Genomic DNA, 18,910 nt, shown 5'->3' with positions numbered 1-18,910 from the left:
CTCTTAAAGGGGGACAGATGCGCGCCTATTATACCGCCGACCGGGAGAAATTCTTCAGCGATTCCGATGATCAGATTCTCGGTGAACTGGCACGCGCCAATACCTTTGCGCTCGACCTTGAACAGAAGGGCGCGTGGCTTCAGCAGATACCCATCCTGCGCAATGCGCTGATGGCGATTGACGCCTTCACCCTCTATTTCGAGTTCACCATCCCGCGCATGGGCAAGCGCGCCGATGCGGTGGTGGTGATTGGCGACTGTATTTTCATCACTGAATTTAAGGTCGGCAGCGAAGGCTTTGACCGCCACGCTATCGAGCAGGTCGAAGACTACGCGCTCGATCTGAAAAACTTTCATGCGGGCAGTCATCATCTGTCGATCGTACCCATTCTGGTGGCGACGCGGGCCAAAACGTCGCTGAAGTCGCAACCAGAACTGGCGCTTGATCATGTGTCAAAGCCGCTGCTGTCCAATGTCATCGACCTTGGTGACATCCTCCGGAACGCGGCGGCGCCGCACCGTCACCGGCAACTGGATGTGGCCCAATGGGCCTCCAGTGGTTATCGCCCGACCCCGACCATTATCGAAGCGGCGCGGGCGCTTTATGCCCGGCACGATGTCAGGGATATCGCACGCTCAGACGCCGACGCCATCAACCTTAGCCGCACGCAGGATTATATTGCCGCGGTGATTGAGGACGCCAAGTCGCACCAGCGCAAAACGGTCTGCTTTGTCACCGGCGTACCGGGAGCGGGCAAGACGCTGGCCGGGCTGAATATCGCCACCCAGCGCAGCGAGTCCCATGCCGACGAACACGCGACCTTTTTGTCGGGGAACGGGCCTTTGGTCGATGTGTTGCGTGAGGCGCTGGCGCGCGATCAGAGTGCGCGCACCGGTCGTTCCAAAAAGCATGTCGAACGCGATGTGCGCGCCTTTATCCAGAACATCCACCATTTCCGCGACGACTATGCGGGCAGTGCGACCATCCCCAGCGAACACGTGGTTGTGTTTGATGAGGCGCAGCGGGCCTGGACTCGCACTCAGGCCTCAAAATTCATGCAGGCCAAACGCGGCATTGCCGATTTCGACATGTCCGAACCGGAATTTCTGCTCAGCGTGATGGACCGTCACCCTGACTGGTGCACGGTGGTGTGCCTGATCGGTGGCGGGCAGGAGATCAATACGGGCGAGGCCGGCTTGTCCGAATGGATGGCGGCGATCCGGGCGCGCTTCACGCACTGGCGGGTCTATGCCTCGGGGCAGATTGTGCAGCCGGACTATGATCTGAACCACGACGCCCGCAGTTTCATCCAGCAGGATCAGGTGACGCTGAGCGACGACCTGCACTTGGGTGTCTCGATGCGCTCTTTCCGCGCGGAAACTTTGTCCGGCTTTGTTGCGCATCTGTTGAACGGTGAGGCCGAGGCCGCTCGTACCGCCTTTGCGCAACTGACGGCCTATCCCATTGTCATCACCCGTGATCTGAATGTCGCCCGCTGCTGGTTACGCCGCAAAGCCCGCGGCACAGAACGCTATGGTCTGGTGGCCTCCTCAGGCGCCTATCGTCTTAAATCCGAGGGCCTGCACGTGAAGGCCAGTATCGAGCCGGCCAACTGGTTTTTGAATGATCGAGAGGATGTGCGCTCGTCCTGGTATCTGGAGGACGTGGCAACCGAGTTCGACGTTCAGGGGCTGGAACTGGATTGGGTGGGTGTCTGCTGGGATGCCGATTACCGTTACTCAGACGACGGCTGGCAGCACCACAAATTTGCCGGCACCAAATGGCGCCATGTGAACGATGCGTTTGCGCAATTGTATCTGAAGAATGCCTATCGCGTTATTCTAACCCGTGCGCGGCAAGGTATGGTCATTTTCGTACCAAAGGGCGATGCCGATGATCCGACCCGTCCGCCGGGCTTTTACGATGCCACCTATGCGTTTTTGAAAGCCTGTGGATTGCAGGATTTGTGATCTAATATTATCTATTGGTCTCAACAAACGGAGGTCATGATGTCGTCGATGAGCGTGTCCCTTTCGGAAACCATGCGCGGTTTTATTAAATCACGGGTGAGCAGTGGCGATTATCATAATGAGAGCGAATACATCCGCGATCTGGTGCGGCGTGATCAGGAGCGCTTAAATCAGGAACTGCGCCTCGCTAAACTTCTGGAAGAGGCCGAACAAAGTGGCCTGAGTGACAAATCGCTGCCGGACATCATGCAGGCGGTCAAACAAAAGCTGAAGGCCGATGGCCGTCTATAGGTTATCGGCGGCAGTAGAGCGCAAGCTGGCTGAAATCTATGCCTATTCCCTGTTGAATTTAGGAGAGGCACAGGCCGATGACTACTTCTATGGCCTGCACGCTGTGTTCGATCTCTTGGCGCAGCACCCTTTGATGGGGCGGACTTTTCGTCAGTATCGACGCCATGAGCACGGCTCGCACACAGTCTTTTATGCACAGACGGATTACGGCGTCCTGATCGTGCAAATCTTTCACCATAACGAAGACATAGACAGCAGGCTGGATTAATGACGTGGGATGTGCGGGCGTTCGGTGTCACGGGCGCGGGGGAGGCGCTGGATACCTCTGCCATTCAGGCGGCGATCGAGGCTGCGGCTGTCAATGGCGGTGTGGTGCGGTTTCCGGCCGGGCGGTATCTCAGCTTTTCGCTCCATCTCAAATCGGGTGTGACCCTGCATCTGGACAATGGGGCGGTGCTGATCGCGGCCGATCCGGCGCGGCATGTCGGGCACTATGATCTGCCCGAAGACAATGCTTTTGACCTCTATCAGGATTTTGGTCATTCGCACTGGCGCAACAGCCTGATCTGGGCCGAAGGGGCGGAGCGCATCGCTATTACGGGCGAAGGCACGATCGACGGCGAAGGCCTGACCCGCGAAGGGCCGGGCTCTCAGTGGCAAAAGCAGGCCGGTGAATTTCCCCTGTCCATGCGTGGTCTGTCGGCCGAGGTGATGGCCGAACTGGCCCCCGAAGTGTCGGCCATGCAGGGGCTGGGCAACAAGGCGATTGCGCTGAAAAACTGCCGCCAGGTGACGCTGAAAGAATTCACCATAAAGAACGGCGGGCACTTTGCCCTGCTGGCCACCGGGGTCGAGGATATGGAGATCGAGGGCTTAAGCCTCGATACCAACCGCGACGGGCTGGATATCGACGCCTGCCGTCGTGTGACCATCCGTCGTTGCCGCGTCAACACGCCCAATGACGACGCCATTGTGCTGAAATCGAGCTTTGCCTTGGGTGAGGCACGGGCCTGCGAAGACATCACCATCGAAGACTGCACCGTGTCGGGCTATGATCTGGGGACCGTGCTGGACGGCACCTATGGCCGCACGCAGGACCGCGCGCCGGATCAGGACCGCGTCACCGGGCGCATCAAGATAGGCACCGAGTCCAATGGCGATTTCCGCCGCATCCGCATCCGCAACTGCCGCTTTGAGCGCTCGCGTGGGCTGGCGCTGGAGACGGTCGATGGCGGCCTCATCGAGGACGTGCTGTGCGAAAACCTCAGTCTGTCTGAGATCACCACCGCGCCGATCTTCCTGCGTGTGGGCGCGCGCTTGCGTGGGCCGGAAGGCACCAGGGTCGGCGGCATCCGTAACGTGACGATCCGCAACCTGACGGCCACCGACGTCCTGCCCGACTATTGCGCGCTGATCATGGGCCTGCCTGAAAGCCCTATTCAGAATGTGACGCTGGAAAACGTCGCCCTGACCTATCTGGGTGGCTTGAGCCCGGCTTCGGTCGCGCCCTTTGTCAATGACCTGCCGAGCGCCTATCCGGAGCCGTCCATGTTTGGGGTGACGCCGGCCTGGGGTCTGTGGGCGCGCCACGTCGAAGGGCTTGAGCTAAAGGGGCTGGAGATGGCGACGCAAACCCCGGATGCGCGGCCGCAGACCCTGTATCATGCTGTCTCGCTTAAGCGATAAATTTTTCGCATTTGCGAAATTTTACAGAAAATTCAGTGTGTTAATTTTGTGACGTTTGGCATCAAAACGTCACAAATTGACGATGCGTCACACTTGCCATCCGTGTGAAACGGGCCTTCCCTCCTGTGCAGAACATAAACTCCGTACAGGGCGGACCCTCACATGAAACGCAGCAGCCTGCTTATTCTAACCTCACTCCTTGCCTTATCGGCAGGGGCGGCCTCAGCCCAGACCTATGATCGCGTCATTACCTTTGGTGACTCGCTGAGCGATTCCGGCAATCTCTACGCCGTGACCGGCGGGACGCAGCCGCCGGCGCCGTATAATCGCCGCTTCACCAATGACAAGGTGTGGGTCGAATATCTGGTCGGGACCATGAACGGCTATACGACGCCGGGGGCGCTGACGGGCAATGTCAACTTCGCCTTTGGCGGCGCACGTACCGACACGCAGGCCAATCCGCCCGGCACCGCCGTGCAGCTTCAGGCCTATCAGGCGCGCGGCGGCACCTTTGGGGCGCGCGATGTGGTGACGATGTGGGCCGGGGCCAACAACCTGTTTCAGGGCCTGCCGGTCGCGGCGACCAACCCCTCCACGGCGACGGGCGTGATGGGCAGCCTCGCCAATACGGCGGCCGCTGACATTGCGTCTCAGGTCAATACGATTGCCGGTGCGGGAGCCGGCACGGTGCTGGTGCTGAACCTGCCTGACCTTAACAATACGCCGCAGTTCAAAGGCACCGCGGCGCAGGATCTGGCCGGGTTTTCCGGCTCATCCTTTAATTCGGCGCTGAACACCGCGGTGAAGACCGTCGCCGCCAGCCGCCCCACCACCAATATCGTGCAGGTGGATATCAACACGGCGTTCAAGCTGATCCTCGCCAATCCGCAGGCCTTTGGGCTCAGCGATGTGTCCTCTAGCTGCGTGGCCACCACGGCCTGCGTCACTGGTGGGGCCTCGGTGCAGAATAACTACCTGTTCTGGGATGGGGTACACCCGACCGCCGCCGGTCATCGACTGGTGGCGGCCGTGGCGACGCAATATCTCTATACGCCGACCCTGTCCGAAGGGGTGAGCCTGTTTGCCGACGTTTCCTATGCCGCGCGCCGCTCGGCCATGCTAGGCTTCAATCAGCGCCTCTATGACGGGCAAAAGGGTGTTTTTGTCGAGGTGGTTGGCGATCAGGCAACGTCGGAACGCATGGTCAGCCTGCAATCGGCTCCCGGTGCGACGGCGATGGGACTGAAGACCAAGGCCTATGATTACGACCTGACGGGGCTGCGTTTCGGCACGGTCTTCGGCCACGGCGACAGCGCCACGCTGGGAGCGGGCGTGACCCTGCTGAAGGGCGATGCCACGGGTTACCTCCTGACGGCCAAGCCGACGGTGATGAGCGTCGATGCGGGGGCCAAATGGGATAAGGGGCCGCACTTTGTCACCTTCGGCCTCGGTGTCGGCTACGAGGAGTTCGAAGACTACCGGCGCCAAACCACTCTGGCAGCGGTCGCCATCGAGCAGGAAAAGGTGCAGGCGTGGTCGGCCTCGGCGCAGGTCGAAACGGGCTGGCGGCACGACGTGGGCTCTGTGACCCTGACGCCGGTGGCGCGCCTGTCCTGGGTCAGTGGTCATATGCGCAGCTTTGATGAAAACTACACCATCGGGGCGGTCAGCTTCGAAGGTCGCAAAGTATCAGCGGTGTCCGGTGCTCTGGAACTGCGGGCTCAGGCGCGTCTAAGCGACAAGACGCGGCTTTCCGGTTCGGTGGGCTACGAAGACGTCATCAGTGGTGAGGCGGACCCGTTGAAGGGGCGTCTGATCAATAACAGCGCCCAGCCGTTTAGCCGTGAGATGGGCGAGCGGCCCACGGAAGGGGTTATCGCCGGGGTGGGCCTGACGACTGAGGTAATGGGCTTTGGCGTGACGGCCCGTTATGCGGGCAGCTTCGGTAAGGACGACTATCAGACCCAGTCGGCCCTGATCGCGCTGACCAAATCCTTCTGATCTGGCATTTTATTTTTTAACGGAGCGCAGAAAAGAAACACGGAGGCCCTCGTCGGAAGGTCTCCGTTTTTTTTGTGCTTTCTTCTAAAAAGTCCGCCCGACGCCTGTCGCCAAGGCCGACTTCGCCCCTTGCTTGGGCAAGATCATGACGAATAAGCATATAAAAACATCATAAAATCAGGAATTTATAAAGGTGGCGGCGCATTATCGCCCCGACTGTGTGCGAAAAAAGACTCTTTCTTAAAAAAGAATGAAAAAAGACCTGGGGAAAAGCCCGCCTCTTGACTCACGACTCTTGTCAGCGATTCGCAAATCAGCGTACCCCTCTTTGAGATTTCGTTAGGCTTAACTAATCTTAAGGGATTTGCGGGCTAGCCTCAAATTCTCACCACACGGGGGCGTCTGCGCCTTCGCACTTTGTGTTTGCCATAGCCGGGAGGGGCTACATGCGCGTATTGCTGATTGAAGACGACAGCGCGACCGCTCAAAGCATTGAGCTGATGCTGAAATCCGAAGGGTTCAACGTTTATACGACGGACCTGGGCGAAGAAGGCGTGGATCTGGGTAAGATCTATGACTATGACCTGATCCTGCTCGACCTGTCGCTGCCCGACATGTCCGGCCTCGAAGTGCTGCGCCAGCTGCGCGTCGGCAAGGTCAATACGCCGGTCATGATCCTGTCGGGTACCTCGGAAATCGAAACCAAGGTCAAAACGCTCGGCGGCGGCGCCGACGACTATATGACCAAGCCCTTCCACAAGGACGAGCTGATCGCCCGCATTCATGCGGTGGTGCGTCGCTCCAAGGGTCACGCCCAGTCGGTTATCAAGACCGGCGACATCATCGTCAATCTCGACGCCAAGACGGTCGAAGTCGCGGGCAACCGCGTGCACCTGACCGGCAAGGAATATGAGATGCTGGAGCTTCTATCACTGCGCAAAGGCACGACGCTTACCAAGGAAATGTTCCTTAACCACCTCTATGGCGGTATGGACGAGCCGGAACTGAAGATCATCGACGTCTTCATCTGTAAGCTGCGCAAGAAGCTGGCCGTGGCTAACGACGGCAACTCCTACATCGAAACCGTCTGGGGTCGTGGCTATGTGCTGCGCGACCCGCAAGAGCAGGGCGGCATCGTCGCCGCCTAAGCCTACGGTTCTACGACTACGAAAAAACGCTTGCCGACCTCTCACGGCAGGCGTTTTTTTTTATCGGTGAACCGGAATTGGCGAAAGCAAAAGTAGGGGACTATGACGCGTAAGACTATTCTATGGATTACGATTCTCATAGGTACCGTTCTGCTGATCGCGATACTATTTATGCCGTTCAGCGAACCGACGAAGTTCTCCATTACGTTTCGGCCACCAGGCGCGTCCACCCGCTAAGCTTTTGCCGGTTAATCCGTTATGCACTGGGTCGGCATCTTTTTGCCGACGGTCCAGGTGGCGTCGCGGCCCTTGCCGCGGAAATCGTGCTTGCCCGACGAATACCAGATACCCGAAGCCGCCACCTGCTGCGGCAGGTGCAGCTTTGTGCCGTCTTTCAGCGTCACGGTCGCCGCCTTTTCACTGAAGGCGATGCGGAAGGTCGTCCCGTCCTGACAGGTATATAGCACGCCCGTCGGGGCTTCGACCACCGGCGGCGGCGGGGGAGGCGGCGGGACCATGCCGCTGTCGGTCGGGGGCGTCGTGGTGACACATCCCGCAAGGGTCAGTGCCAAAGCGGAAAGAGCGACGATAGGCAGGCTGCGACGCATAGGGTTCTCCACAATTTTCATGCAAACCATAGCCGGTTTCCAGCGGCTTAGAAATAAGCTCACGATAAGGTTTACCACTGATTTTTGTCAGGAATATCTTAACCCTGTCTGTAAACCGCAAACTCATCAAGCTCTGATAACGTAGTTGTGGGAAGGACGTTTTCCTCCCGCCTGCAGACGGCCGCCGGGGTGTGGGGCCGGGGAGAGCCTACATGTATCATCGTCCGATCCACGTCTTGTTTCTGGCCGAGCGTAATTCCTCGCGTTCCATTCTGGCCGAAGCCCTGCTCAACCGTCTGGGCGCCGGGCGCTTTGAGGCCTTTTCCGCCGGGGTGACGCCGGCTGTGGCCATAAGCCCCTACGCCATCGCGCTTTTGCACCGCATCAACTACAATATTCAGACCCTTGTGCCCAAGGCCGTCGAAGACTTCGGCGCGGCGGATGCGCCGGAGCTGGACTTCGTCTTCCGCCTCTCGCACCACCTGCCGCAGGGCCGCCTGCCGCAATTCAAGGGCAACCCCCGCCTGATCGACTGGTTCCTCCCCGACCCCGAAGACGTGATGGGCTCCCCGGCCATGATCGCCACCGCCTATGCCGACCTGTTTGGCGCGCTCTGCTCGCGCATCGAAACGCTAAGCCAGATGAGCCCCACCTTCCTCGCGGGGGAAGCCGCAGCCGACCGTCTGGAGCGCATGGGCGAGGCCTATATCCGTCTGGCGGCCTGACAGGCGGCCGTAAAAAACCGTTTGAATGTCGGGTTTTTCGAAATTCTCCCTGACCTTGGGCGGTTGTTTTGCGCAACCGCCCTTTCTTTATGGTTTCCTTATATTTACAGCGTCAGAAAACGAGCGTTTTCGTCTGCAATTTCCCCTGCCGGGGGTTTTTAGCCCCGGCGCTTTCATGTATGGTTTGCTCATGGAAATGGATGATGCCGTCGTTGCCTTGTTCGCCCTTGCCCATCCGGGCCGGCTGGAAGCCTTTCGCACCATTGTGCGCGCTGGCCCCTCCGGTATGCCCGCCGGTGAGATCGCCCGCGCCATTAAGGCTCCCGCCAATACGACCTCGACTCACCTCAGCATTCTGACCGGGGCAGGTCTTCTCAAAGCCTATCGCAGCGGACGCTCTATCATCTACAGCGCGGAGCTGACGCATCTGTCGGACCTGGCGGACTATCTGCTCAACGATTGCGCGCAAGGCAAGCCGGAGGCGTGGAGTCAACTGACCGTGCCGGAACCGGGCACCAAGAAGACGGCCTGATCGTCAAAGCGTATTCCGAACTCCGTTTCGAAATCAAATTTGGTATCAAACAAAACGTAACAGGCAATAAAAAACCCCGCTGTGAGAGCGGGGTTTTTCTCATCGCAAGGAGCTCGTAATCAGGTGCCGAACTTGCGCACTGTCGGCGCCGCACTGGCCTGATTTTTTACGTAAAGCCCGCGCATCCCGGCCATCGGCTTAAACACGTCGGTAATGCCAAGCACGGTTTCTGCGGCCCCAAGGAAGAGGAAGCCGTCATCTGCCAGCAGGGTGGCCATTTGCTCCAGAACGCGCTTCTTGGTTTCGAGGTCGAAATAGATCAGCACGTTGCGGCAATAAATAACGTCCTGACGGCCCACCGAACGCAGATCGTCGAGCAAGTTCAGCTTTTTGTAGCGGACGGCTTGACGGATTTTAGGCGAAATGCGCCACATTTCGTCGATTTTTTCGAAGTGCTTGACCATCATCTGGATGGGCAGGCCGCGCTGAACCTCGAACTGGGTATAGAGGCCAGCCTGCGCCTTTTCGAGGCAGCGTTCGGAAATATCGGTGGCCAGGATGTCGAGATTGACGCGCGGAAACTGTGCGCGCGATTCTTCCATCATCATGGCCAGGGAATAGGGTTCCTGACCGGTCGAGCAGGCCGCGCACCAGATCTTGATGTCGCCCGTGCGGCTCTTGGCCAAAGCGGGCAGGACGTCGGATTTGAACTGATCAAACGGCGTCTTGTCGCGGAAGAAAAAGGTCTCGTTCGTCGTCATCGCGTCGGTGACGGTATAGATCAGCTTTTCGTCACGCTTGGTACGCAAGGCCGTCAGCAGGGCACCGACATTGGCAAAGCCTTCGCGGCGCGCCACGGGGGCCAGACGGCTTTCGATGAGGTAGGTCTTGTCCGAGCCGAGGATCAGACCGGAGCGTTGCTTCAGCAGGGCCGCAAGGTGTTCGGTATCTTCCGGGGTCATATAATTTTCTCACCTTTGGCGATGGCACGGCACGTTTGCGCCAGTCCATCGATGGGTTTTATAAATTCGGCCAGTCCGGCTTCGGCGACGGCCCCGGGCATTCCCCAGACGACCGACGACTTTTCGTCCTGCACCATCACGGTGGCATTGACATCGACCAAAGCCCGCGCACCGTCACGGCCATCGTGGCCCATGCCGGTCAGGACGACGGCCACGACATTCTTGCCATAGAGTTCCGCGCCGGATTTAAACAACGGATCGACCGCCGGACGGCACCAGTTGACGGGGGCCGACTGATCGAGGCGGATCGATGGCTGACCCGGCGTGCCTTTCAGCGTCATGTGGAAGTCACCGGGCGCAATATAGATGTGGCTGCCTTTCAGGCCCATACCGTCCTGGGCTTCGACCACCTTCTGCGGCAGGGCCTTGTCGAGGTGTTCGGCGAGGATGGTCGTAAAGGTCGAGGGCATGTGCTGAACGATCAGCACCGGGATACGCCAGTCCGGCCCGAGACCGGCAAGGAAGTTGCGCAGGGCCGGGGGCCCGCCCGTGGAGGCGCCGACCAGCAGGATGTCGCAGCGGCGCGGCCCCGCGGCCGGGCGCACACGCGGAGCGGCGGCCACGTGGCCGGTGCCGAGACCGGTCGAGGACGGTGCGGCGGGCCGGTCAATGCGGCGAATAGGGGTTATGATGCCAGGTGTGGGCGTATTAAGGTTAACCGGGGCGCTTGGGGCCGTGGTTGATGCACCGGCTGCGGCGGCGCTCGGCCAGGCGCGCGTGCGACCGCACAGGGCGCGAACCTTGGTCAAAAGCTCGCTTTTGAAGCCGTCCGCCCCGCCGATGCGGGCGGAATCGGGTTTGGGCACGTAGTCCGCCGCCCCCAGTTCCAGGGCGCGGATGGTGACCGACGCGCCGCGTGTGGTGAGCGTGGAGGCCATCAGTATCTTCAGGCCCGGCTTGGCCTCAAGCATCTTCGGCAGCGCTTCGAGGCCGTTCATGTTCGGCATCTCGATATCGAGGATCAGCACGTCCGGCTGAAGCTCTTTCAGCTTGTCGATGCCTTTCTGACCGTCCGTGGCGGAACCGACCAGAACCATATCGCTTTCCGCTTCGATCCAGCGGGTCACAAGGCCGCGCACGACGGCCGAGTCATCGACGATCATCACCCGCAGTGGGCGCAGCGATACCGATGGATTGGGGTTAAGCGACATACGCTGACAAAACCTTAGATTAGGCCGACTTCGGAAAACTTGGCTTCGAGGATTTCCCCGTCAAAGGGCTTCATGATGTATTCTGAAGCGCCTTCGGTCAGGGCCTCGGTAATATGCGCCAGATCGTTTTCCGTGGTGCAGAAGACTACGACCGGGGCCGTACCGCCTTCTTCCTTGCGCAACTGACGCAGGAAGGTGATGCCATCCATGACCGGCATGTTCCAGTCGAGCAGGATGGCGTTAGGCATGGAGGACTTGCAGTAATTGAGGGCTTCCAGACCGTCATTGGCCTCAGCCACTTCAAACTGGAGGTTTTCCAGAATGCGGCGCGCCACCTTGCGGATAACGCGGCTGTCATCGACGACGAGGCAGGTTTTCATATCGCTTTTTCCTGAGCCCGTAAGCGCAATCCGAAAAGTGGGCACCGGTTTTCGGATTCAATCGCGCGCCAAACTTTAAGCGGCCTTGAGGTGGGCAGCGTCCAGAAGGGTGTGCGGGTCCAGAACTATCAGAAGTTCCTTTTCCAATTGATAAACGCCGACGATAATTTCTGCCCAGCGCGGCGGCAGGTTGCCCGGCGGGGCGTGAAATTTCTCATCGTCCAGCTTCAGCACCTCATCGACGGAGTCGATGACCAGACCGTAGGAGTCCCCATGAACTTCGAGGCCGATGGCCAGCGGCTCCGGCGCATCGGCCGGACGCGGCCCAAGGCCCAGACGACGGCGGGCGCAGACGGCGGTCACGATGCGGCCCCGCAGGTTCAGCACGCCAGCGATTTCGGTGCGCGACAAAGGCACCGGGGTCAGGCCGCGCGGATGGAAAACATCATGGACGCGGGCGGCATCGACGCCAAACAACTGGCCACCGACACGCAGGGTCACGTAATCACGGATACTCATTATGAACCTCAGGCAGCTTCGGTGATAAGGTCTTGGGCGGACGGGTGTTGACGGCGGGCGTGTTCGGCCAGACCGCGCAGCAGGTAGTGATCGACGTCGAGGATTTCGCAGGCGCGACCGGTAATGACGGCCGTGCCGCGTACCCCCGGACGATCCGGCGACAGTTCGATATTGAGGAAGTCTTCGACCACATCGACGATCTCATCGACCGCCAGCGCCATGGCGTAGCCTTCGCCGGTGAAGACCAGAAGCGGCTGGATGTCCTGCTCCTTGAAGCCGTAAGCGTCGGCGACATTAAGGATCGGCATCAGCTTGCCGCGATATTGGAGCGCGGCGCGGCCATCCATGCGTTCGATCTTGTCCGACTCGATGTGTTCGAGGCGTGTGATATGCTCCAGTTCGACCGCCTTCGGCGCACCGCCGCCCGCACGGAACAGCAGCATGGCCACCTTCTGGCCCAGCGCGCTTTCGGCGATGGCGTCTTCGGCCCCGTCTTCGACCTTTTCTTCCAGCATGTTGCCAGCGCGCTCGGACAGGGCGTTCGGGTCAAGGATCAGCACCACCGAGCCGTCGCCCAGAATGGTCGCGCCGGAGAACAGATCGACGTCTCGCAGAATGGAGGCCAGCGGCTTGACGACGATTTCTTCTGTGTCGAGAACGTCGTTGACGACCAGTCCGTAGCGGCGCTCACCGACCTGGATGACCATGACGAAGGTGGCGTTCTCTTCGGTCGCGGTTTCAAGTTGCAGTGTCGGGCCAAGCTGGACCAGAGGCAGCAGCTTGTCGCGCAGGCGCAAGACGAGGGCATCGTTGATCTTTTCGATCTTGTGCTCGGCATTGGTACCGGTGCGGACCAGTTCCATAACCGAGGTTTGCGGTACGGCGAACTTCTGGCCGCCCGCACCGACGATCAGTGCGGAAACGATGGCGAGCGTTAGCGGGATCTTGATGGTGAAGGTCGTGCCCTGACCGGCGATCGAGTTGAGGTCGATCTGACCGCCGATCTGCTCGATATTGGTGCGCACCACGTCCATGCCGACGCCGCGGCCGGACAGGTTGGTGACCTTGGCCGCCGTCGAGAAGCCCGGCGCGAAGATGTAGCGATGGATCTGCTGATCGCTCATGCCTTCGACTTCGGCGCGGGTGGCCAGACCCTTTTCGACGATCTTTTCACGGATGCGGGCGGTGTTCAGGCCGCGGCCATTGTCAGAAATGCGGATGACGATGTAGCCGCCTTCATGGAAGGCCGCCAGCTTCACCTGACCATTGGCGGGCTTGCCCAGCGCGATGCGCTCCTCGGTCGGCTCCAAACCGTGGTCGGCCGAGTTGCGGACCATGTGGGTCAGCGGGTCGCGAATCAGTTCCAGAACCTGACGGTCCAGTTCTGTGCCTTCGCCTTCCATGATCAGGTCGATCTTCTTGCCCAGTTCGTGCGACAGATCGCGCACCAGACGGGGCAGCTTTTTCCACGCCGCGCCGATGGGCTGCATGCGGGTCTTCATCACGCTGTCCTGCAATTCGCCGGTCAGGGTGGACAGGCGTTGCAGCGGAGTGGCGAAGGCGGAGTCTTCGCGGTTACGCGAAATTTGCAGAAGCTGATTGCGGGTCAGAACCATTTCCGACACGAGGGTCATTAGCCCTTCCAGCACATCGACCGAGACACGGATCGACTGGGTGGTGGCGATACCGCCGTTTTCTTCACCCAGCGCGGCGGCGAGGGCACCGGACGGCGCTTCGACCGGCTCAGCCTTCGGCGCAGCGGTGACGGGGACTTCGACCTTGGGTTCGGGCTTCGCTTCCGCCTTGGGTGCTTCGGCCTGGGCTTCGACCGCAGGTTCCGGCTCCGGATCACTCATCCAGTCGGGGGCCTCGGCGGCCAGGAAGGCGGCTTCCAGTTCATCAAGCGAAACCTCACCCGGACGCAGCGGGCGATCCAGCTCCGGCTTGGTCTCGGCGATCACCACTTCGGGGATGTCGGCATTGATCGGGCGGTCGGGCACCTGAACCGCCTGAACGGTCTCGATAGCGACCTCGCGGCCCTCGGCCATGGCTTCCAGTTGCGAGATCAGGTCCTGATCATCGCCGTCGGGCTCATTGCCGGTCTGCTCCAGACCGTTAAGGATCAGCTTGATGCGGTCGATGGAGTGCAGAACCAGCGTCACCGCCGTCGGCGTGACCTCCAGCTTGCCATCGCGGAAGCGGCCCAGCAGGGTTTCACCTGCGTGGGCGACCGCTTCGAGACGGCCCAAGCCCAGAAACCCGCAGGTGCCTTTGATGGTGTGCACAAGCCGGAAAATATTATCGAGCGTTTTTCGTTCGTTGGGGTTAGCCTCGAACTTGACCAGTTCACTATCGACCACCTCAAGGCTTTCGGCCGTCTCGGTCAGGAATTCCGCAATCAGATCGTCCACTTTACACCCCGTCAGAACACTATGGCCGACCCGGAATCGAGGGCGTGGGTCGGACCTTTGACCGCCCATCATCAGATGGTTTGGTTAAAGGAGTGTTTGCAGAACGGGCTGGAAACGTGAACTTTGTTATTTTTTCGGAAGAACGATCTTAATGCTTAGTGAATCGGGTGCCAGATTGACCTCCAGCGTGCCGCCGGCCTCTTGGACCACACTGTACAGCCAGTAGGGCTGAATCCATTGCCCGCTAAGGCCGTCCGACAGCGGCTGACCGTTCAGGCCCTCGACCGCTTCGGGCTTCAGGCGGGCGCGCGGCCCGTTGGACTGCGCCTTCAGGGTGATGGCCTCATCGCTGTCTTCGCGGCGTATGGTCGCTGTGCCCCCGGTCGGCAAAGCGTTACCGGCAATATAGCCAAGATTCATCAGAGCTCGGGCCGCCGGCTTTTCAAACACGATATCGTCGGCCACGTCGAAATCCAGCGTGGCGCGCATAGTCGAAAAGACATCGGACAGGGTATTGTTCAACTCCTTGGCCGAAAAGGCTTCGGCCGAGGTCGCCGCCCCGAAGGCCACGCGGGCGAAGTGCACCAGCGTGACCAGCTTGGTCGCTGAGGTTTGGATCAGGTTGACCGCATCGTCGCGCATGTCCTGCGCCGACGGGTCGCTGAGCAGGTCAAGGCCCGAAATAATGGCCCCGGTCGGCGAAATAAAGTCGTGGCACAGCTTGGCGACCAGTTGCGTCGCCAGTTCATGCGGGTTGGGCAGGGCGTGCGCGGGGGATTTGGCCTCGGTTTCGGAACCCTGTTCAGGTGTGGCCAGCGAGAGGTCGTCCATGGTCTTCAGTCTCTGCAGTGGGATCGGCGAACCGATGTGGATTTAGACCCGGCTTCGAACCAGGCAGTTTAGTTCTGATCGCGCCATGTGTGAGGTGATTTGCCTTATCAGGGAACACCCTTGCGGCTATAATCGCTAAAATTCGCAGTCGATGGCGATGCTGCACGTCGCGGCCATGGCCATGCGAACCCATATCCTATAGGGCTGGACACCTGTTTTTGGTGCCCGCTCGCCGTGCCGGTCAGCCCATGCGGGACGCCAGGCCCTATTCATCGAACCTGTTACGGAGGTTTCCCAATGCCCGACACGCAACCGCAATCAACAGCCCCGCGTTTTGCCCGCAAAGGCCGCGGCAAGGTATTCGAATCGATCCTCGACACGATTGGCGACACGCCGCTGGTGAAGTTGCCGCGCCTGTCGGCCGAATACGGCGCCAAGGCAACGGTTCTGGCCAAGCTGGAATTTTTCAATCCTCTGGCCTCGGTCAAGGACCGCATCGGCGTGGCCATGGTCGAAGCGCTGGAAGCTACGGGCCAGTTGAAGCCCGGCGGCGTCATTATCGAGCCGACGTCCGGTAATACGGGTATCGCGCTGGCTTTTGTCGCCGCGCAAAAGGGTTATGAGCTGATCCTCGTCATGCCGGAATCCATGTCGCTGGAACGCCGCAAGATGCTGGCCCTTCTGGGAGCGCGCCTTGAGCTGACCCCGGCGGAGAAGGGGATGCGCGGAGCCGTCAATCGCGCGCAGGAACTGGTTGCGGCCACCCCGGGCGCGGTCATGCCGCAGCAGTTCGAAAACGCCGCCAACCCGCAAATCCATCGCATTTCCACCGCTGAGGAAATCTGGAACGATACCGAGGGCGCGGTAGATGTGCTGATCTCGGGCGTCGGGACCGGCGGATCGATCACCGGTATCGGTCAGGTACTGAAGGAAAAGAAGGCCTCGGTCGAAGTGGTGGCCGTCGAGCCCGAAGCCTCGCCCGTCCTGTCGGGCGGTGAGCCCGGCCCGCACAAGATCCAGGGTATTGGCGCGGGCTTCGTACCGGGCATTCTCGATAAGGGCGTCATTGACAAGGTCGAGAAGGTGTCGAACGACGACGCCTTCGCCACGGCGCGTCAAGCGGCCCAGCTGGAAGGCTTGCCGGTCGGCATTTCGTCTGGCGCGGCGCTGAAGGCCGCCTTCCGTCTTGCGTCCCAGGACGCCTATGCGGGTAAGACCATTGTGGTCATCATTCCGTCCTTTGCCGAGCGCTATCTCTCGACCGCTTTGTTCGACGGACTTTAAAATCAAGCCGCTCCCCTGATTGTAGGGGAGCGGCCGACTAAAGAGGCGTTCGGGGCCGGCTTTAACCTCTTTTAATATCTCGCTAGGCATAGTGCCCTCATGAGCACGCCGCCCGACTCACATGCCATAGGCCCCGAAGATGATATGTCCGTCGATGACGGCCCGGGCGCGGGCAGTGCGCGGCCCGACGAGGTCCCGGAACAGGTTTTTCCTGCGCGTCAGACCCTGCTAAAACGCCTGGCCGATGTGGTCTGTCTGCCCGAAACGCGCGTCAATGCGTTTGAGCGCGCGGTGACCGCCGACCTGCTAGTGGAAATGTTGCGGGAGGCCCAAAAGGGCGAGCGCCTGCGCGTGGCCCGCCGTCTCAGTAAGCTAAGCGAAGTGCCCCACACGCTGGTGCGTCTGCTGATCACCGATGACCCGGAGATTGCCCGCTTTCTGATTGAGGATTGCGAGTCTCTTGCCGAAACCGATCTGCTCTATTGCATCCGCCGGGCGACCCCGGTCCATTGCCGCCTTCTGGCGAGCCGTAAACATATCGGGCCGGTGGTGGCCGAAGCCCTGACCGATACGGGCGATATCGAGACGGTCGAGCAGTTGCTGAAAAACCGCACGGCCACCTTGTCGCAAGGCGCGATTGAGGTGGCGGTGTCGCTCAGTCAGGACGCACCGCATCTAGTGCCCCTTCTTATCCGTCGTCTCGAACTGCGTCCCAGCTCGGCCTACGTTATGTTCTGGTGGGCCGACGCCGATGTACGCCGCGTCATACTTAGCCGCTTTGCGGTTAATCGCGAGGTCATGCAGGATTCCGCCGGCGATGTCTTTGCCATGGCCGCGGGCGAAGGCTGGGGCGATCCGCTGGCGCGCAAGGCCCTGCAATTCATTGAGCGCCGACAGCGCAACCGCGAAGCCCTGAAAAAAAGTCCCTTCGCCAGTCTCGAAGCCGCCATCGCCGAAGCGGCGCGCAGTGGGATGTCGCGCCACACCGCGGAGGAAATCGCCTACCTGTCCGGCATCAAGCCTTCGACGGGGGCCAAGATCCTGCGTGACCGGGGCGGGGAAGGGCTGGCCGTTCTGTGCAAGGCAACGGGGCTTAAAAAGGCCGATCTGCGTAATCTGTGGAGGGCGTTGCGGCGTCCGGGCCAAATGGATGGCGAGGTGCACCCCGATCTGGAACGGGTGCTGGTCGTCTATGATACCCTGGCCGTGGACCGGGCCCAAACGGTTCTGCGCTATTGGAACTGGTCGCTGTCTTCGGCCCTGACACCAATGATGATCCGTGCCCTGTCGCAGGGCGAGGCCATGGAAATAGACGCCCTGTCCGTGCCGCAACGCGTGGCCATGCTGGCCTTTGCGCAGGATCTGAAGCGCTAGCTAACGGTCTGTCGCCGAGGGCGGCGAAAGCCCAGGGAAATTCCATATCCCTTTTTGATGCAGCCTTTCCTATGAGCGGACGGAACGCATTTCTTTACCTATATCTTCCATCCACTTCAGGTGTGCCATGACTGTTAGGTCCAGCCTCACGGACAGAACCGTGGAAATCGTCGCGGCCTACGTGGAGCAAAACTCCCTGTCCTCGGCCGATCTGCCTGCATTAATTCAGGGTGTGCACGGTGCCTTGTCGGCCCTGTCGCGCGGCGTAAGCGTAGCGGCCCCGGCGCGTGAACCCGCCGTGCCGATACGTAAATCCATCACCCGCGACTATATCGTCTGTCTGGAAGATGGTCTCCGGTTCAAATCCCTCAAACGACACCTCCGCGCACGCTATCAGATGAGTCCGGAAGAGTACCGTGCCCGCTGGAACCTGCCGCAGGACTATCCAATGGTGGCGCCCGGCTATGCGCAGGCGCGTTCTGATCTGGCGCGGCAGATGGGATTGGGCCAATCGCGTGGTCCCACTGAGCCCGCCTCCAAAGGGGCGAGCCGCAGTGCCGCGCTGGGGGCTGGCCGTCGTTAGAGCGGTATGATTTAAAAGAGACTGATCTTTTAAGGGATCGTCTCGCGGTAAGCGTGTGTAGGGTCACACATGCGAGTTCTGAGACCGCTGCATGCTTTTTGAAGGCGCACTAAATATAGAATCGCCACACGCGACCCGCCGCACAAGACTCGTCAAAGTACCCGATATTACAGAGCGTGGAACTCTGGGCCTCTTCTGGGTTTTTCAGGAGGTAATAAAGGCCGTTTTTTACAAGATACGGCCCTTTATGAGAACAAAAGGAGTCTAAACCCTGTGGCCGCGTGCATTGCCTCTGCATCTGTGGACAGAAGGGGTGGCTAACCGGGTTTAAATCTCTGGTTAACCCTTTTTTGCTTGCCAAGGAATCGCTGATTAAGAGAAGGTGAACATCGGT

18 protein-coding genes are annotated in these 18,910 nt (G+C 60.1%); 11 read left to right on the top strand and 7 right to left on the bottom strand.

The window, feature by feature from the left end:
* Positions 1 to 17: 17 nt before the first annotated feature.
* From PQU94_RS07495 to ctrA, 6 genes are all read left to right on the top strand, one after another.
* Entirely contained in the window at positions 18 to 1,970 is a 1,953-nt protein-coding gene (locus PQU94_RS07495; RefSeq protein WP_272740839.1) for a DUF2075 domain-containing protein, read from the top strand.
* Positions 1,971 to 2,018: 48 nt separating this feature from the next.
* Complete coding sequence (locus PQU94_RS07490) at positions 2,019 to 2,261, top strand: type II toxin-antitoxin system ParD family antitoxin (protein ID WP_272740838.1); 243 nt, start codon at positions 2,019 to 2,021, stop codon at positions 2,259 to 2,261.
* Positions 2,248 to 2,529, top strand: a complete 282-nt coding sequence (locus tag PQU94_RS07485) for a type II toxin-antitoxin system RelE/ParE family toxin (protein WP_272740837.1) — start codon at positions 2,248 to 2,250, stop codon at positions 2,527 to 2,529. The genes PQU94_RS07490 and PQU94_RS07485 overlap by 14 nt, the downstream gene beginning before the upstream one ends.
* The gene (locus PQU94_RS07480) at positions 2,529 to 3,947 is read left to right on the top strand and encodes a rhamnogalacturonidase (RefSeq protein WP_272740836.1); all 1,419 of its coding nucleotides are present in this window, start codon (positions 2,529 to 2,531) and stop codon (positions 3,945 to 3,947) included. The genes PQU94_RS07485 and PQU94_RS07480 overlap by 1 nt, the downstream gene beginning before the upstream one ends.
* Before the next feature lie 162 nt (positions 3,948 to 4,109).
* Positions 4,110 to 5,948, top strand: coding sequence for an SGNH/GDSL hydrolase family protein (locus PQU94_RS07475; protein ID WP_272740835.1), 1,839 nt, complete (start codon positions 4,110 to 4,112; stop codon positions 5,946 to 5,948).
* A gap of 446 nt (positions 5,949 to 6,394) precedes the next feature.
* Positions 6,395 to 7,096 carry a response regulator transcription factor CtrA gene (gene ctrA, locus PQU94_RS07470; protein WP_013478129.1) on the top strand — a complete coding sequence of 234 codons (702 nt, stop codon included), beginning with the start codon at positions 6,395 to 6,397 and terminating at the stop codon, positions 7,094 to 7,096.
* Between the two features lie 248 nt (positions 7,097 to 7,344).
* Here the strand turns inward: ctrA and PQU94_RS07465 are convergent, their stop codons facing one another.
* A complete protein-coding gene (locus PQU94_RS07465) occupies positions 7,345 to 7,704 on the bottom strand; it encodes an MliC family protein (RefSeq protein WP_272740834.1) in 360 nt (119 codons plus the stop codon).
* 212 nt (positions 7,705 to 7,916) lie between these two features.
* Here PQU94_RS07465 and PQU94_RS07460 point away from each other — a divergent pair, with 212 nt between their 5' ends.
* Together PQU94_RS07460 and PQU94_RS07455 are read left to right on the top strand one after the other, a co-directional pair.
* Positions 7,917 to 8,429 carry an arsenate reductase/protein-tyrosine-phosphatase family protein gene (locus tag PQU94_RS07460; RefSeq protein ID WP_272740833.1) on the top strand — a complete coding sequence of 171 codons (513 nt, stop codon included), beginning with the start codon at positions 7,917 to 7,919 and terminating at the stop codon, positions 8,427 to 8,429.
* A gap of 175 nt (positions 8,430 to 8,604) precedes the next feature.
* On the top strand, positions 8,605 to 8,961 hold the full coding sequence (locus PQU94_RS07455) for an ArsR/SmtB family transcription factor (RefSeq protein WP_272740832.1): 357 nt from the start codon (positions 8,605 to 8,607) through the stop codon (positions 8,959 to 8,961).
* Between the two features lie 119 nt (positions 8,962 to 9,080).
* Here the strand turns inward: PQU94_RS07455 and PQU94_RS07450 are convergent, their stop codons facing one another.
* From PQU94_RS07450 to chpT, 6 genes are all read right to left on the bottom strand, one after another.
* The gene (locus PQU94_RS07450) at positions 9,081 to 9,923 is read right to left on the bottom strand and encodes a CheR family methyltransferase (protein ID WP_272740831.1); all 843 of its coding nucleotides are present in this window, start codon (positions 9,921 to 9,923) and stop codon (positions 9,081 to 9,083) included.
* Positions 9,920 to 11,134 carry a protein-glutamate methylesterase/protein-glutamine glutaminase gene (locus PQU94_RS07445; RefSeq protein WP_272740830.1) on the bottom strand — a complete coding sequence of 405 codons (1,215 nt, stop codon included), beginning with the start codon at positions 11,132 to 11,134 and terminating at the stop codon, positions 9,920 to 9,922. The genes PQU94_RS07450 and PQU94_RS07445 overlap by 4 nt, the downstream gene beginning before the upstream one ends.
* 14 nt (positions 11,135 to 11,148) lie before the next feature.
* Positions 11,149 to 11,514, bottom strand: a complete 366-nt coding sequence (locus PQU94_RS07440) for a response regulator (RefSeq protein WP_272740829.1) — start codon at positions 11,512 to 11,514, stop codon at positions 11,149 to 11,151.
* 75 nt (positions 11,515 to 11,589) lie between these two features.
* Positions 11,590 to 12,033 carry a chemotaxis protein CheW gene (locus tag PQU94_RS07435; protein WP_226744684.1) on the bottom strand — a complete coding sequence of 148 codons (444 nt, stop codon included), beginning with the start codon at positions 12,031 to 12,033 and terminating at the stop codon, positions 11,590 to 11,592.
* An 8-nt stretch (positions 12,034 to 12,041) separates the two neighbouring features.
* Positions 12,042 to 14,444: a chemotaxis protein CheA gene (locus tag PQU94_RS07430; RefSeq protein ID WP_272740828.1), complete on the bottom strand. Its 2,403-nt coding sequence runs from the start codon at positions 14,442 to 14,444 to the stop codon at positions 12,042 to 12,044.
* Positions 14,445 to 14,570: 126 nt separating this feature from the next.
* Positions 14,571 to 15,275, bottom strand: a complete 705-nt coding sequence (chpT, locus tag PQU94_RS07425; protein ID WP_272740827.1) for a histidine phosphotransferase ChpT — start codon at positions 15,273 to 15,275, stop codon at positions 14,571 to 14,573.
* 297 nt (positions 15,276 to 15,572) lie between these two features.
* Here chpT and cysK point away from each other — a divergent pair, with 297 nt between their 5' ends.
* The 3 genes from cysK (at position 15,573) to PQU94_RS07410 (ending at position 18,516) form a co-directional block, all read left to right on the top strand.
* On the top strand, positions 15,573 to 16,559 hold the full coding sequence (gene cysK, locus PQU94_RS07420; protein ID WP_272740826.1) for a cysteine synthase A: 987 nt from the start codon (positions 15,573 to 15,575) through the stop codon (positions 16,557 to 16,559).
* A gap of 144 nt (positions 16,560 to 16,703) precedes the next feature.
* Positions 16,704 to 17,933: a DUF2336 domain-containing protein gene (locus tag PQU94_RS07415; protein ID WP_272740825.1), complete on the top strand. Its 1,230-nt coding sequence runs from the start codon at positions 16,704 to 16,706 to the stop codon at positions 17,931 to 17,933.
* Between the two features lie 127 nt (positions 17,934 to 18,060).
* Positions 18,061 to 18,516, top strand: a complete 456-nt coding sequence (locus PQU94_RS07410; protein WP_272740824.1) for a Ros/MucR family transcriptional regulator — start codon at positions 18,061 to 18,063, stop codon at positions 18,514 to 18,516.
* Positions 18,517 to 18,910: the final 394 nt, after the last annotated feature.

Origin of the sequence: Asticcacaulis currens (assembly GCF_028550395.1) — a bacterium.
Taxonomy (GTDB): domain Bacteria; phylum Pseudomonadota; class Alphaproteobacteria; order Caulobacterales; family Caulobacteraceae; genus Asticcacaulis; species Asticcacaulis currens.
Note: the sequence above shows the minus strand (reverse complement) of the source record. Positions and strands in the feature narration are given on the sequence as shown.

Excerpts from the sequence above, each read along its gene's own strand:
- PQU94_RS07485 (WP_272740837.1), top strand. The coding sequence starts at position 2,248 with ATGGCCGTCTATAGGTTATCGGCGGCAGTAGAGCGCAAGCTGGCTGAA.
- PQU94_RS07410 (WP_272740824.1), top strand. The coding sequence starts at position 18,061 with ATGACTGTTAGGTCCAGCCTCACGGACAGAACCGTGGAAATCGTCGCG.
- PQU94_RS07480 (WP_272740836.1), top strand. The coding sequence starts at position 2,529 with ATGACGTGGGATGTGCGGGCGTTCGGTGTCACGGGCGCGGGGGAGGCG.
- PQU94_RS07460 (WP_272740833.1), top strand. The coding sequence starts at position 7,917 with ATGTATCATCGTCCGATCCACGTCTTGTTTCTGGCCGAGCGTAATTCC.
- PQU94_RS07440 (WP_272740829.1), bottom strand. The coding sequence starts at position 11,514 with ATGAAAACCTGCCTCGTCGTCGATGACAGCCGCGTTATCCGCAAGGTG.
- PQU94_RS07465 (WP_272740834.1), bottom strand. The coding sequence starts at position 7,704 with ATGCGTCGCAGCCTGCCTATCGTCGCTCTTTCCGCTTTGGCACTGACC.
- cysK (WP_272740826.1), top strand. The coding sequence starts at position 15,573 with ATGCCCGACACGCAACCGCAATCAACAGCCCCGCGTTTTGCCCGCAAA.
- PQU94_RS07435 (WP_226744684.1), bottom strand. The coding sequence starts at position 12,033 with ATGAGTATCCGTGATTACGTGACCCTGCGTGTCGGTGGCCAGTTGTTT.
- chpT (WP_272740827.1), bottom strand. The coding sequence starts at position 15,275 with ATGGACGACCTCTCGCTGGCCACACCTGAACAGGGTTCCGAAACCGAG.
- PQU94_RS07450 (WP_272740831.1), bottom strand. The coding sequence starts at position 9,923 with ATGACCCCGGAAGATACCGAACACCTTGCGGCCCTGCTGAAGCAACGC.
- PQU94_RS07475 (WP_272740835.1), top strand. The coding sequence starts at position 4,110 with ATGAAACGCAGCAGCCTGCTTATTCTAACCTCACTCCTTGCCTTATCG.
- PQU94_RS07445 (WP_272740830.1), bottom strand. The coding sequence starts at position 11,134 with ATGTCGCTTAACCCCAATCCATCGGTATCGCTGCGCCCACTGCGGGTG.
- PQU94_RS07455 (WP_272740832.1), top strand. The coding sequence starts at position 8,605 with ATGTATGGTTTGCTCATGGAAATGGATGATGCCGTCGTTGCCTTGTTC.
- ctrA (WP_013478129.1), top strand. The coding sequence starts at position 6,395 with ATGCGCGTATTGCTGATTGAAGACGACAGCGCGACCGCTCAAAGCATT.
- PQU94_RS07495 (WP_272740839.1), top strand. The coding sequence starts at position 18 with ATGCGCGCCTATTATACCGCCGACCGGGAGAAATTCTTCAGCGATTCC.
- PQU94_RS07490 (WP_272740838.1), top strand. The coding sequence starts at position 2,019 with ATGAGCGTGTCCCTTTCGGAAACCATGCGCGGTTTTATTAAATCACGG.
- PQU94_RS07415 (WP_272740825.1), top strand. The coding sequence starts at position 16,704 with ATGTCCGTCGATGACGGCCCGGGCGCGGGCAGTGCGCGGCCCGACGAG.